Below are 14,118 nucleotides of genomic sequence, written 5' to 3'. Positions count from 1 at the left end.
TCTACTCCCTGATAATCAACTCGTTTGTTAGTAATAACTTAACCTTACATCACCTCTCTGGATTTCCGCCTCTCCGCGCCCTCTGCGTCTCTGCGTTTCGTTTCCAACCACTGTATAATTTCCTCAGATAATTCTTGCTTAGTTCTACTATTCGCATCAATACAAACATGACGAGTAATTGCCTTAGCAACTAGTACTTCTGTAATGCTAATCTCGTAAGCAATTTCAAACTTGTCAGCGCTCAATTTTTGGGGAATTAGACTAACATTTAACTTATCTCCGCAATACATTGGACGCAGAAAATCAACATTAGCATGAACAATGGGAAAAGCAACAGCAGGCTTAGTAAAAAAAGCTTTGATATTTATTCCTGCTGCGTCGATAGATGCTTCATAAGCTTCATGACAAATGCTCAAAACATTAGCGAAATAAACTACACCCGCAGCATCGGTATCTGCAAAGCGCACGGTACGGTTATAAATAAAAGACATTTTTGTATAATTAAAAATTAAAAAACAAAATGGCAAACTATTCAGCCTGCCATCTCAAATTATCTCACTGCAATCACGTCAGTTATCAATGTAAGGGGTAATATATATCTTCAGAATGAGGGTTAAGATAAGGGCGTTGTAAGTCAACTGAATGGATAGCAAAGTGTTTTTCAATTGACTTCATTCGCTCTTCAATTGCATCTTTACCTTTTTGCCATACTTCCAATAAAGCATGAGCGACAATTTGACATCGGTTCATCCCAAAACTTTCTTGCACGGCGAATTTTTGAATTGGTTCTTCAGCTAAACTTAGTCCTGGAGCTAAAAACTTAGTGAACAAAGGGATTTCTGGCTGAAAATGCGATTGATGTTCTGCATAAACAGCTTGAAGAATTTGGTGAATTGCTGGGTAGTCTTCTCGTTCAAAATAAAGCAAGCCGGAGTCGTAGCGTCCGTAGGCTCTAGGATTGTAAAGTACTTGAAAGGTAAAGGGAAGTGCGGCTTGGTTGAGTTGCTGCGTTAGGCTATCCATGAGGGCGATCGCCCCATCTGCCGTAATATTAAAATAGATTCTTCCTGTTCCCAATTCCGCATCTACACTCTGCTGTTCTTGCCCTACATCACTTACCGCCACATAACAGCCATTTTGTAGATGATTTTTCGGCATCCAAATAGATACCGACTCACCCGGTTTAGCAGATTTACTCTGAGGTTTCAGATGACAATCTGGCTCAATATATAACGTTAAACCACATTTTGTCACCGCCATACTCCCATCAGGCTCATGTCGTAATACTTGCCAACTATGGTCAAAATATCCTTTTCCGTAGTTACTTTTGTGCAGTTGGGCGTAAAATTCCCAGTCAATACCCAAATGAGGATTATTAGCTAAATTCTGCTGTGGTAAGCCATTAGCTGTATCAGAATTAACAGCTAAAACATTTTGTAGAGAACCGTTGTAATAAATCCCATATAGGAAATTACGCAGTAGCAACGTGAGATATTTTTGCTGTAAAACCGCAGAATTCTGCTGAAATCTATCTGCTATTTTTGTTGGTAAAGCAAAAGTTTGATAGTCAGGATGATGAATCGAAAAGTTAGATTCAATCTGGATATTTCTCGCAATATCAAACAGAGAATTTAACAAAGGGTTGGTAGAAGTGTCTAGCATTGCTGAATGGAGAGTAAGGAGTAGGAGAGAAAAGGCAGAAGAACTATTGACTATTGACCGAGGAAAAATGACAATTATTTAACATCCGCGCAGACGGGTTTTTTCGTAGTATAAAGGAACCAATTTTGGTGATTTTTGCGGTTGGGTAAGTTGATGCTGTTTAGCCATCGGTGCAATAATTTCTGAGGCGGTAACACCAAAAACATTGGTTACAGATTTCTCTGGTATGGTTAGGAGATTTTGTGCTACTTGTAGCGCACACATATCAGTATTATCAAACTGTTGCTGATACTTGATTTTGTCTTGAATTTGGTGAATTATTCCGAGTCCTGCAAACTGGATAACACGCTCTACAAAATCTGGACAGTGTTCTAAAATAGCAGGAAAAGCCTTGAGATAAGCTTGAATTAACGCCAGTAATGAAGGTTGAATTTCTGCTAGTGGTATCATCGCTAACTGCAAAGATTCTTCTAACTCCAGCATGGAATCTACTACTAAACTAGAAAGCCAAATTTTTAAATAGCTGGCGATTAAAGTGCCTAAATCATAAACTGGATCTCCCCACGCGCAAGCTTCCCAGTCTATCAGGCGCACTAGGCAATTATCGAGTTTATCCCAACGAGAATGTAGCAAAATGTTGTGCAACTTCAAATCGTTGTGAGTTAAACAGCAAGGTTTCCATTCTGAAGCTAAATCTGCGATCGCATATTCTAAGCTTTCATAGCGCTGATAAAATGTATAAAATTGCCATGCTGATTTTGGCACTGCACCAAAAATATCTGGCGTAAGTGATTCTATACCCTGTGCTGGGTTGTAAAAGTTATAGCGATACTGTCCCGCTGGCGCTGTCGCCATAAAATCTCGATATTCTCGGCGCTGGAAAGTTGTGCGATGCAAACCTGCAATTGTGGTACCAATAGCAGTGGCTATTTCTGTAGGGAAACTATAGCTATGTTGATAAAAGTTACCTAATTCTTGATATTCACTTAAATAATTGCGGACAAGGATGGAATTTTCTTCATCATAATGTACTACTAATGATGCGATCGCGGCAATATTACCTAAAACAGGAAACTGCTTGAGTAATTGGTGAAACAACCACTCATTAAAAAATTCATGGAGATTTCCGTCATTGTCCTGATGATGTTCTTGTTTAACTAGTAATTGGCGACGATTTCCCAGTGTCACTAATAAATTGAAATTCTTTTTGCTACTTCCTGGCACATCAGATAAATCTGAATTGCCATCTTCTAAGCTACACAGTCCGATTGCTTGCAGATACTGAATAACGCTTTGAGAAGATAGTGGTAATAACATATTTGATTTCCTACTTCGTAAAAGTGCTGAGATAATCAATTACTTAATTTCAGGATTATTGTTACTTGCGGACTTTAAGTAGATAGCGATAAGTATCTAAATATCAATTATTCTTTCTCCTCCAGTAATATCGTATTTCTGATATCTATAACTGCCAAAATGGCACGATTACCTTTATTTTTGCTTTAAATATTACTGAGCATTACTATAAAAACTTTAAAATCATAGGATGCTTTTAGTGAAAATACTAGACTGAGGTATTCATTGATTTAATGACTTTATAGTTTCCTAGATAAGTCAAAATAAAAAAGTAATCAAAATCACCTTAATATCATTTTCCTGACTACGATTTGGCGTAATTTTTATGAATATGACAACATTATCTTGAACATAAAGCCTTATATAGCAAGCTTTATGGTTTTTTATGATTGATGTTGACCATCTGTTAATTTAGTTAATATAGATAGTAGTACAACCATTTAGTATCATAAAAAACATGTCATCAATTTACCTAATATTTGTTAGATAAAAGTGATTTAGGATTTAACTGAGTCATAGCTCCACGTTAATAATTGAATGTTTACCTAAAAATACCTGTCTCTAGATGGATATTAGATAAAAATTAGGATGCAAAACTCAATCAGGACTGTAATTCATCCTGAAATAAGACTAATAAATGCCATATACATAGTGTGTTGCGTTATCAAAGTGAGATGAACGCATAAACCCCGGTTGCTGAATGGGTAAACTCTCGGCTGTACCCAAAACTGTCAAAATCATATCCAATATTATTTTTATTTATCATTACTAAATAAATAAAACCGGATGTTTTGGCAAAAGGATACTAATTTTTTTGTGGTCACATATTAATAATTTATGATGTGACTTCAGTAGTAGGCAAGATTTTTTACTCACGCTGTCTCATTGCCTAGTACAACAAGGCAAAAGTAAAAAATAAAAAGGAAAAAGAAAGAATAGTGACACCACAAGACTTTTAGCAATTCCAGATGTCACTGAGTGTAGTTGTACTGAGCGCAGCCGAAGTAGTCGAAGTGTGTTCTGTTGATTTACGCCGACCTGTACTAGCGATCGCCACAGCTATACAATAATATAAATGTACTATGACAGAAAACTCATATATTCTTACAGTCCCAATAGCTGATGTGCCATCACAGCCAGCGTCAACGCACCTAAAACAATCATCAATCCCGCAGGCATAAACTTGCGTGTTTTAGCAAACCTTAAAGCAAATACAACCACCAAAACCCCAGTTACACAAACTGCTAAAGTCAAACCCCAAGGTTGCCCTTGAAGTTGCCAGTAAGCAGATAAAATCAGCAACAAACCGCTAATACCACCACTGAGGAGCGAAACTTTACTCCGCGCTTGAACGTAGCCCATAATTCCACCGACAATTGCTAAGATACCGTAAGCAAAAGCAGCAATTATACTTAAATTCATTGTTACAACCTATGTAGATTTTGACTTTACAGCCAAGGTCGGCAGACAATTTACCATAGCTATTTTTAGCTACATCCCCCAGTTGATTGATGGATATTCCAGCGATGGCAACGGCAAGTACTTCGTCATTAGCCCAGGTTCAATTTCTCCAGCGTCAAGCAGCATCTCTTTTACTCTACCAATCTGTTCTCCAGAGCGAAGCCGCGATCGCCTTTCTGGAACTGTTGCAAGCAATACGTTACACTGATGCCGACGCTAGGGGTTGTCTCCAAGCTTACGGAAATTACTTCTACGCCTTAGCAGCACAAAATCAAAATTGGGAAGACTACTTAATTTCGCAAATCCTCATTTGTGAAAATCCCTTTAGCCGAATGGCGCAACAAAGAGATTTCTCGGAATTACCCCCGGCTTTAATTGCCGCCGCCCAAAATGATTTACAGATATTACAAAGTCTTTATGAATGCAGCACTGCTTGTCTTAGCGAATGGGTGCAGACTGTTGCTCATTTGCCTGTTTCGCCTGTAGTTTGGTATCAAGAACACAATCATCTCAGCAGCAACATAACCCTATATTTGCCAGATTGGGAACATTGGGCTGATGCTGTAGAAGAATTAGCTGCTTATTATCGCAAATTTGGCCTAGGTTTATTTGCTGAGTATCGCGCCTTACGTTGGCAAAATGGTCAGTTTGTCGGTATTCCATATCCTGACCCCATAAAGTTAAGTACGCTGGTAGGCTATGAATGGCAACGTGATGCTTTGCTGAAAAATACAGAGTTTTTATTATGTGGCGAAACAGCATTGCATGTATTACTTTACGGTAGTCGCGGTTCGGGTAAATCTTCTTTAGTCAAAGCCTTATTGAACGAGTATGGAGAACGTCAACTACGTGTACTAGAAGTAGGCAAATCAGATTTGCAAGATTTACCTAAAATTGTCGAACAGTTACGCGGTGTACCCCAAAAATTTATCATCTTTGTGGATGACCTCTCCTTTGAGGAAGATGACGATGCGTTTAAAGCCCTTAAGGTAGTTTTAGAAGGGAATTTAACCGCGCGGCCGCAAAATGTAGTGGTTTATGCTACCTCGAACCGCCGCCACCTGATTCGGGAATATTTCGCCGATAGACCCACCCCCAAAGATCACGAAGAAATCCATGCTTGGGATACCATGCAGGAGAAGTTATCATTTAGCGATCGCTTTGGTTTGACATTAACCTTTGAACCAGCCAATCAACAAACTTATTTAACAATAATTCGCCATTTAGCAGCACAAACAAAAATTAATCTCAGCCCAGAAGATTTAGAATATCAAGCATTACAATGGGCAACACGTCATAACGGTCGTTCTGGACGCACAGCACGACAATTTATTGATTTTTTAAAAGCAGATATATCTCTCTTTAGTACAACAAACATTAAGTCTTAATTACGAATTACGAATTACGAATTAACACCAGCAATATGCAAGCAGTAATGGTCAGTAATCGGTTTCTTTTAGGCATAGTTGCCTTTAGTGTAAGTTTTGGGCTTAGTCTTGTTCCCAACTGGAATTTTAGTCAAGCCTTCATTACAGGCATAATTACTGTACTTGCTACTTATGCCGCAGCATTATTTGTTGATAAACGACGTAGACATCACGAAATGCTGGTGTTAGTGACCTTACGTAAACGCATTAAAGAGCAAGAAGCTTTAAAAAATCGCATTTATCGAGAAATCAAACAAATAGAAGAACATCGCAGTTTATTATACGCCGAAAACCAAAAACTCCAAAATCAAATTGCGGAATCTCGCAATCAAAGAGATAGTCTACATCGAGAATTGAGTAATTTTGCTGGGCAGAAAAAACAATTAGAAACTGAAACTAATAACCTAAAAAATACAATTAAAACTCTAGAAAAAACAATCACAGAACTGAGTAACACTTGTACTAATCTCACAGCCGAAAAACGCCGCTTAGAGTTACACAGTAATGTTTCTCATGCTGAAATTGTCCAGTTGCAAACTCAAATTGCTCAACTACGACAAGATAAACAAGAACTTGAGAACAATTTAACTCTATTAGGTAGACTTAAACCTCAGCTAGAAGAAAAAATGTATGAACTCAGAATTCAAATTCAAGAACTAGAAATCGTTGTTAATCAGCAAAATAAACTATTAGCCGACACGATAACAGAAAGAAACGACATCATTAGTAGACTGAATAACTTAACTCAGCAAACATCAGATAAAGAATCAGAACTACAACAGCTAAATAGTCAAGTTTCTATATTACAAGAAGAACGAGATTTATTACAAAACCAAGTTTGGGAATTACTCCAACAAACAGAAACACTTAATTTAGAGCATATACCTATAAATCTCCCCATCGAAGATGAGCCAGAGTTATTTCCTTTTGCTGATTTAATTGCCACTCCAGAAGATATAAGTGAAGATTTACCTGAAGAATGGACTAACTTGTTAGAGAAATTACCAGGGCATGAAATTGAAGTATTAAAAGCAATATTACAAGCAGATAATCCTAAATCGACAATTAAACAAATTGCCGAAGCAAATATTACCATGCCGAATCTCTTAATCGATTCAATCAATGACAGAGCAAATGATACCATCGGCGAATTAATTATCGAGCCAGGAGAAGACATTCCCGAAATTTATCAAGAACACCTGAACAATGTCCGCAAAATGATTGCTATGTACGAAGACCTGATGAGTAGGCAAGCCTCATCAAATTAAATTTACTTGTTATCGTAAAATTATTATTGCGTTAAATATCAAATCTAGTGAAGTACATGGCAAAGCTCAAAATCTCGAAGAAAATTTCCACTGCTTTAATTAATTCCCTAGGTGCAGGAGTAGTACCAAGACTAGGAGTTGAACATATAGCAGTTGGTCGAGAACAAGAACTTAAAAGCCTGATACAAAATCTAGATGATATTGCAGAAGGTGTAGCAGCATTTCGCTTTATTATTGGTAACTATGGTTCCGGTAAAAGCTTTCTCCTACAAATGATTCGCAACCGAGCGATGGAACAAGGTTTTATAGTAGCTGATGCTGATTTATCATCCGAACGTCGCCTCGCAGGAAGCAACAACGAAGGTTTGGCGACTTATCGAGAATTAATGAGTCACCTTTCCAGCAAAACCCGTCCTGATGGCGGTGCTTTAGTTTCAATTTTAGAAGGCTGGATTAATAAAATACAGCAAGAAGTTGCCAAAGAAACTAATATGCGTCCAACAGATGAAGGTTTTGATGACCAGGTGGAAAGCAAAATTAGAGAAGTTGTGCAGTATATTGAAGATTTAGTTCACGGCTTTGATTTTGGTAACGTCATTATTGCTTATTGGCGTGGTTATAGATTAGATGATGATAATTTAAAAAATGCGGCACTGCGTTGGTTACGCGGAGAATTCAGCACCAAAATTGAAGCCAGGGCTGCTTTAGGCGTGCGGGTAATTATTGATGATGAAAGTTGGTATGACTACATTAAATTATTAGCGAAATTTGTTGCCGAGATTGGTTATAAAGGTCTATTAATTTTATTAGATGAAGCGGTAAATTTATATCAAATATCTACTACTGTTACCCGCGAGAAAAACTATAACAGACTGCTGGCAATGTTTAACGATACCATGCAATGTAAAGCCGAACATCTGGGAATTTTTATTGGTGGTACCACCAAGTTTTTAGAAGACCAAAATCGTGGCTTATTTGCTGACCAAGCTTGGCGCAGACGTACCAAAGAAAGTCGTTTTGCTACCCAAGCGAATGTTCAGGAATTTTTAGGGCCAGTTATTCGGTTAAACCCCTTGAGTGAGGCTGAAATTTTCACGCTTCTACAACGCCTCAAAGAAATTCATGTAACCCACTATGGCTATGATAAAACTTTGAGCGATCGCAACTTACAAGAATTCTTACAAGAAATCGTTAGCCGCCTAGGTGCAGAAGCATTACTCACACCCGGCGAAATCATCCGAGACTTTATTAGTGTGCTGAATATCCTACACCAAAATCATAAAATGACATTCAGTGAATTAATTCATTGCTCTCAATTCAAACCTATAGCCGTTGGTAAAAATGTCGGTATAGATGAAGATGACGCAGCAGAATTTAGTTTGTAACTAATTAAATAAGCAAAACCACAACTAATTAAATATTGACTAGTTAAACATGAGATGACTAATGCCTTTAATCGACTTGCACCCTTCATTCAAGAATATATCTACCATCACAACTGGACGGAATTACGACCAGTGCAAATTGCTGCTTGTGAAGTAATTTTTGACACTGATGCTCACTTGTTAGTTGCAGCAGCCACGGCGGCGGGAAAAACAGAAGCAGCATTTTTACCAGTATTAACTGTATTACATAATCACCCTACTAATACCATTGGTGCATTATATATTGGCCCCATTAAAGCCTTAATTAATGACCAATTTGAACGCCTAAATGGCTTACTTAAAACAGCCGATATTCCTGTTTATCACTGGCATGGTGATGTTGCTCAAAGTCGCAAAAATCAGCTTTTAAAAAATCCCCAAGGCATTCTCCAAATTACTCCAGAATCTCTAGAGAGTTTATTAATAAATAAACACCATGATTTAGTACGCTTATTTGGAGATTTAAAATTTGTCATCATTGATGAAATTCATGCTTTTATGGGTTCGGAACGCGGTTGTCAGATTATTTGTCAATTGCAGCGTTTAGCAAATACAATTCAATCACAACCCCGGCGCATTGGTTTATCAGCTACCCTTGGTGATTATTCACTGGCAGAAGAATGGCTGCGTTCTGGAACCGACAAACAAGTAATTACTCCCACAATTGAAGTTGGCAAACGTCAAATTAAACTTGCTGTCGAACATTTTTATCTTCGTGATGATATTAATTCATCAGCAATATATGATAATTACCTATTTAATCTCACCAAAAATCAAAAATGTCTCATCTTTGCAAATAACCGCACTCAAACTGAATCTGTAATTGCTTCTTTGCGGCAAATTGCTCAAGAACAAGCACAACCAGATATTTATCATGTACATCACGGGAGTATCTCGGCAAGCTTACGTCAAGCTGCGGAAAAAGCTATGCAAGAACCCCATCATCCTGCTGTAACTGCGGCGACACTCACCTTAGAATTAGGTATAGATATTGGTAATTTAGAGCGAGTTATTCAGTTAGAATCACCCTTATCTGTAGCCAGCTTTTTACAACGTTTAGGACGTGCTGGTAGAAGAGGTGTAGCAGCAGATATGCGTTTTGTGTGTGTTGAAGATGAACCATCACAAGAAGCCTATCTTCCTGAGCAAATCCCCTGGCAAATTTTACAGTGTATCGCCATTATTCAACTGTATTTAGAAGAACGCTGGATTGAGCCGATAAAGCCGCCTAAATACCCTTTGAGTTTGCTTTATCATCAGACAATGAGTATTTTATTAGCAACAGGGGAAATATCTCCAGCTAATTTAGCAAAACAAGTTTTAAAATTTCCACCTTTTGCGGCGATTACTCAAGAAGATTTTAAACTATTACTACGTTATTTAATTGATATAAATCATATTCATAAAACTGAGCAAGGCAAATTAATTATCGGCTTGGCTGGCGAAAAAATAGTAGGTAGATTTCAGTTCTATGCTGTATTTGCTGATAATCAAGAATATGTAGTCAAGCAAGGAACTACAGAAATTGGCAGTATTGTGACACCGCCACCTGTAGGTAATCAATTTGGTTTAGCCGGACGAACTTGGGAAGTTTTAGAAGTTGATTTTAAAAGGAAAGTGGTTTTAGCTAAACAAGTAGATGGTAAAGCTACCGTTTATTGGCGTGGTAGTGGCGGTAGTATTCATACAAAAGTTTTACGGCGAATGCGGCAGGTTTTACTCGAAGATGTGGAATATAGTTATTTACAAAAAAATGCTAAACAACGTCTAAAAATAGTCAGAGAATTAGTTCAGTCTGCTGGATTAGCAAAATCAAATATATTGCAATTAGACAAAAATAAATGCTGCATTTTTCCCTGGGTGGGAACGGTAACTTATCGCACCTTAGAAAGATTGCTCAATTCTTTTTGTCGAGAATCTTTAGAAATTAGTAGTATTGGGGGAATTAACCCTTATTATTTAATTTTGAAATTAGGCAAAGGTAAGTTTAAAAATCTGCAACCAGAAATTGCTTCATTATGTGAGCAAAGAATTTCCGCAGAAGATTTAGTGAGTACAGCCGAAGCGCCAGAAATGCAAAAATATGACGAATTTATTCCCCATCCGTTATTACGCAAAGCCTTTGCTCATGATTATTTAGATATAGAAGAACTTAGACAGCAAGTTGCACTGTGGAATTGTCCTGAATAGAAGTTGACTTTATTTGAGAGCGATCGCACTTAAGATAGATGTTTTCTAAATAAAGTAATTCAAATTTCAGACTGTATAAGATTAAATATGCACTCTTGGCTATAAGCAAGCTCTGACTTCTGCTAGAGGAATATTTACCTTTGTAACAGATAGTCTTGATATGTCTTTCAATAAAGCTGATTGGTTCCCAAATAGGTTAGTTTTTGCTAAATTTCATTCCTAACCTGTACTTAAAGCTAACCAATTAGTTCTAAAAACGTAAAAATAATGGAGTGCAGTCCATGATAAATTTTATTTCTCAAGCATTTTCTCGCATCAGTTCTCTGCTGAATGGTCTTCAAGTAAAGCGGTTTGTTGCTGTAGTACTAGTAGGATTTTTAGTACTAACAACAAACGCTAATATTGAGCGTGGTAACACCAAAGCTGTAACGAGAGAACTTGATAGAGTGGTACATCAAGATAAAGCTGATAGACCTAAAACTACTGGTGAATGGAACAGAGAAGCTCGTCAAACTGAAGATGAGCCTGGTAAACGCACTCAAAGAATTGCTAAAGAATCAGCAGAAGCTGTCAAACAATGGGGTTCAGTCTATCCTGATACCGTTAAACGCAGCGCAGATGATAATGCAAGTAGGTAGTACAAAACAATTTTTGATTGAGTATCTCTTTCTCCATCTAGGAGTGCAGAGTGCCGAAAGAATAGCAATAGGTAGTTAAGATTGAAAAGGTGCAGTGAATATTGCACCTTTTTGGGTATAAAAAAAACCCCTTGTGGGGGTTCAGTTTTAAGTTATTCGCGTGGAGTGAACAACTTAATCATTAATACCTACAGTAAATACAGTAATCCGAACAGAATTATCCAAATTACGTCTACAAAATGCCAGTAGATTTCGGCAGCTTCAATACCGAAATGCTTTTCGTTACTATAATGGCCAGGAACGCGCGATCGCCACAATACCGCTACAATTGCTAAAACGCCAATGGTAACGTGCAATCCGTGGAAACCAGTTAAAACGTAAAAGGCACTAGCAAATAAATTGGTAGTTAAACCAAATTCAAGATGAGTATATTCATATACCTGCCCCACCAAGAAAATTGCCCCCATTGCGGCGGTAATCGCTAACCAAATCCGCGCACCTCGTGCATCATTCTTTTTAATTGCCGTATCAGCATTGTGCATCACAAAACTGCTGGCAATCAGATTGACAGTATTAACTCCAGGAAGTAATAATTCCAATTCTGGTGTGCCAGCGGGAGGCCACACAGGTAAGGTCGAACGAAAAGCTAGATAGGCTCCAAACAAGCCCAAAAAAATCATCCCTTCAGCCACTAAGAAGACAAACAAACCAAACAAGCGATGGTCTGGATGTTCTTCGTGATGACCAACTGTGGCTGCACTATGATGATGATTTAATTCGGTTTTAGCTGGGTCAATGGTTTGACTTTGCATGAATCTTATTAAGTGTGAAGTGTGAAGTATGAAGTATGAAAAATGCAGTATGGCTAAGAGCTAGAGAATTTTGAGCGCGAGAATGCTAAATCTCTAGCTCCTATTCCATCCTTAATCTTTATTACCCGAAACACGTTGTTCCAGGTCAGACTCGATGGTGGGATATGGCTCATCAGGATCAGCACGTAGTACCGAGTTGGGGCCAGCCGATAACAAGGGATTGGGATCTGATAACGGCACACCTTCATTAGCTCTTTCTAAGCCGTAGTCATAAGGCCCTGTAGCTAATACGGGGAATCCATCAAAATTTTCAATTGCTGGTGGCGAGGTTGTCATCCACTCTAAGGTCAGCGCTCGCCAAGGATTGTTACCTGCTTTTTCACCGTACATCCAACTCCAAATTGCATTGATGATGAAGGGAAAGGTGGAAACAGCAAGTATGTAAGCGCCGTAAGTACAGATTTCATTCAGCAGGGTAAATTTGGGGTCGTATTGAGCGACGCGGCGGTTCATCCCCATCATCCCTAGCTTGTGCATGGGTAAGAAGGTCATATTCAGACCTACAATTGTCAGTGCAAAGTGAACCTTACCCCAAAATTCGTTGAACATCCGTCCCGTCATCTTCGGGAACCAGTGATAAATAGCGGCAAAAATCCCCAACACGCTTCCACCAAACAACACATAGTGGAGGTGAGCCACGACAAAATAAGTATCGTGAACGTGAATATCAAAAGGTACAGCCGCCAACATTACACCACTAATGCCACCAATTACAAAGGTGCCAACAAAACCAATGGCAAATAGCATGGCTGAGTTGAGTTGGATTTTGCCACCCCACATCGTGGCTAACCAGCTGAAAATTTTGATCCCTGTGGGTACAGCAATGATCATCGTGGTGATCATAAAGAACATCCGCAACCAACCGGGAATGCCACTGGTAAACATGTGGTGCGCCCAAACTATCAACCCCAAAAAGCTAATTGCTAGGGACGAGTAGGCGATCGCTTTATAGCCAAAAATTGGTTTACGAGAATGTATAGGAATAATCTCGGAAATTGCCCCGAAGAAAGGCAAAATCATAATGTAAACCGCTGGATGGGAGTAAAACCAGAACATGTGCTGGTAAACCACGGGATCACCGCCACCAGTCGGATTAAAAAATGTTGTCCCTGCCAATAAGTCAAAGGCCAGCAAAATCAAACCTGCGGCTAAGACTGGTGTGGACATCAAAACTAATGCCGAAGTCGCAAACATCGCCCAACAAAACAAGGGCATTTGATGTACGCCCATCCCTGGAGTCCGCATCTTGATTAAGGTGACGAGAAAGTTTATCGCCCCCAAAATCGACGACGTACCCAGCAACAGCACACTCATAATCCAAATCCCTTCACCTACTTGGCCTGTCACCAAGCTGAGGGGCGGATAGGAAGTCCAACCGGCATCGGGGGCATCGCCTACAGCTAAACTAGCCACCAGCAATAAACCCCCAACGGGAATCATCCAAAAAGCTACAGCATTCAATCTAGGGAATGCCATATCCTTAGCCCCAATCATCAGGGGAATCAAATAGTTGGCAAACCCGGCACCTGCTGGTACAATCCACAAGAAAATCATGATTGTGGCGTGCAGGGTAAACAGGCTGTTATAAACTTCTGGGCTGACAAAATCTACTTCGGGAGTGCGTAGTTCTGTTCGCACCAAGTCAGCGAGAACACCGCCAATGCAATAAAAAATGAAGGAAGTGACGAGATATTGAATCCCGATCACTTTATGGTCAGTGTTGAAAGTAAAGTAATCTCGCCATTTTCTCGCTCCCGGTTCATCAATCCGCACCGGAAAATTGGCTGTTTCTTGTATTTGGGCTTGTGTCATAGTTAATG

At 38.9% G+C, this 14,118-nt stretch carries 11 protein-coding genes; 5 read left to right on the top strand and 6 right to left on the bottom strand.

What is annotated here, in order from left to right:
* Positions 1-44: 44 nt before the first annotated feature.
* From NCWK1_RS17475 to NCWK1_RS17460, 4 genes are all read right to left on the bottom strand, one after another.
* Positions 45-491, bottom strand: a complete 447-nt coding sequence (locus tag NCWK1_RS17475; RefSeq protein WP_103125576.1) for an acyl-CoA thioesterase — start codon at positions 489-491, stop codon at positions 45-47.
* 85 nt (positions 492-576) lie between these two features.
* Positions 577-1,662, bottom strand: a complete 1,086-nt coding sequence (locus NCWK1_RS17470) for a T3SS effector HopA1 family protein (RefSeq protein ID WP_103125575.1) — start codon at positions 1,660-1,662, stop codon at positions 577-579.
* A gap of 78 nt (positions 1,663-1,740) precedes the next feature.
* Complete coding sequence (locus NCWK1_RS17465) at positions 1,741-2,979, bottom strand: phosphotransferase family protein (RefSeq protein WP_103125574.1); 1,239 nt, start codon at positions 2,977-2,979, stop codon at positions 1,741-1,743.
* A 1,143-nt stretch (positions 2,980-4,122) separates the two neighbouring features.
* The gene (locus NCWK1_RS17460) at positions 4,123-4,440 is read right to left on the bottom strand and encodes a TMEM14 family protein (protein ID WP_096583745.1); all 318 of its coding nucleotides are present in this window, start codon (positions 4,438-4,440) and stop codon (positions 4,123-4,125) included.
* A 104-nt stretch (positions 4,441-4,544) separates the two neighbouring features.
* Here NCWK1_RS17460 and NCWK1_RS17455 point away from each other — a divergent pair, with 104 nt between their 5' ends.
* The 5 genes from NCWK1_RS17455 to NCWK1_RS17435 all read left to right on the top strand — a co-directional run bounded on the left by NCWK1_RS17455 (position 4,545) and on the right by NCWK1_RS17435 (position 11,426).
* A complete protein-coding gene (locus NCWK1_RS17455) occupies positions 4,545-5,867 on the top strand; it encodes an ATP-binding protein (protein WP_103125609.1) in 1,323 nt (440 codons plus the stop codon).
* Between the two features lie 35 nt (positions 5,868-5,902).
* Positions 5,903-7,174 (top strand): tellurite resistance TerB C-terminal domain-containing protein, encoded by a 1,272-nt coding sequence (locus NCWK1_RS17450; protein WP_103125573.1) that lies wholly within the window; start codon positions 5,903-5,905, stop codon positions 7,172-7,174.
* Between the two features lie 56 nt (positions 7,175-7,230).
* The gene (locus NCWK1_RS17445) at positions 7,231-8,559 is read left to right on the top strand and encodes an ATP-binding protein (protein WP_103125572.1); all 1,329 of its coding nucleotides are present in this window, start codon (positions 7,231-7,233) and stop codon (positions 8,557-8,559) included.
* 54 nt (positions 8,560-8,613) lie between these two features.
* A complete protein-coding gene (locus NCWK1_RS17440) occupies positions 8,614-10,788 on the top strand; it encodes a DEAD/DEAH box helicase (RefSeq protein ID WP_103125571.1) in 2,175 nt (724 codons plus the stop codon).
* Positions 10,789-11,069: 281 nt separating this feature from the next.
* On the top strand, positions 11,070-11,426 hold the full coding sequence (locus NCWK1_RS17435) for a hypothetical protein (protein WP_096583757.1): 357 nt from the start codon (positions 11,070-11,072) through the stop codon (positions 11,424-11,426).
* A gap of 188 nt (positions 11,427-11,614) precedes the next feature.
* Here the strand turns inward: NCWK1_RS17435 and NCWK1_RS17430 are convergent, their stop codons facing one another.
* Complete coding sequence (locus NCWK1_RS17430; RefSeq protein ID WP_096583759.1) at positions 11,615-12,238, bottom strand: cytochrome c oxidase subunit 3; 624 nt, start codon at positions 12,236-12,238, stop codon at positions 11,615-11,617.
* 111 nt (positions 12,239-12,349) lie between these two features.
* Positions 12,350-14,110: a cytochrome c oxidase subunit I gene (gene ctaD, locus NCWK1_RS17425; RefSeq protein WP_096583761.1), complete on the bottom strand. Its 1,761-nt coding sequence runs from the start codon at positions 14,108-14,110 to the stop codon at positions 12,350-12,352.
* Positions 14,111-14,118: the final 8 nt, after the last annotated feature.

Source organism: Nostoc cycadae WK-1, from assembly GCF_002897135.1.
GTDB lineage: Bacteria > Cyanobacteriota > Cyanobacteriia > Cyanobacteriales > Nostocaceae > Nostoc_B.
This window is presented reverse-complemented; position numbering and strand designations above follow the sequence as displayed.

What these genes read in the sequence shown, in the direction of transcription:
- NCWK1_RS17475 (WP_103125576.1), bottom strand. Translation starts at nt 491, where the DNA reads ATGTCTTTTATTTATAACCGTACCGTGCGCTTTGCAGATACCGATGCT.
- NCWK1_RS17470 (WP_103125575.1), bottom strand. Translation starts at nt 1,662, where the DNA reads ATGCTAGACACTTCTACCAACCCTTTGTTAAATTCTCTGTTTGATATT.
- NCWK1_RS17465 (WP_103125574.1), bottom strand. Translation starts at nt 2,979, where the DNA reads ATGTTATTACCACTATCTTCTCAAAGCGTTATTCAGTATCTGCAAGCA.
- NCWK1_RS17460 (WP_096583745.1), bottom strand. Translation starts at nt 4,440, where the DNA reads ATGAATTTAAGTATAATTGCTGCTTTTGCTTACGGTATCTTAGCAATT.
- NCWK1_RS17455 (WP_103125609.1), top strand. Translation starts at nt 4,545, where the DNA reads ATGGCAACGGCAAGTACTTCGTCATTAGCCCAGGTTCAATTTCTCCAG.
- NCWK1_RS17450 (WP_103125573.1), top strand. Translation starts at nt 5,903, where the DNA reads ATGCAAGCAGTAATGGTCAGTAATCGGTTTCTTTTAGGCATAGTTGCC.
- NCWK1_RS17445 (WP_103125572.1), top strand. Translation starts at nt 7,231, where the DNA reads ATGGCAAAGCTCAAAATCTCGAAGAAAATTTCCACTGCTTTAATTAAT.
- NCWK1_RS17440 (WP_103125571.1), top strand. Translation starts at nt 8,614, where the DNA reads ATGACTAATGCCTTTAATCGACTTGCACCCTTCATTCAAGAATATATC.
- NCWK1_RS17435 (WP_096583757.1), top strand. Translation starts at nt 11,070, where the DNA reads ATGATAAATTTTATTTCTCAAGCATTTTCTCGCATCAGTTCTCTGCTG.
- NCWK1_RS17430 (WP_096583759.1), bottom strand. Translation starts at nt 12,238, where the DNA reads ATGCAAAGTCAAACCATTGACCCAGCTAAAACCGAATTAAATCATCAT.
- ctaD (WP_096583761.1), bottom strand. Translation starts at nt 14,110, where the DNA reads ATGACACAAGCCCAAATACAAGAAACAGCCAATTTTCCGGTGCGGATT.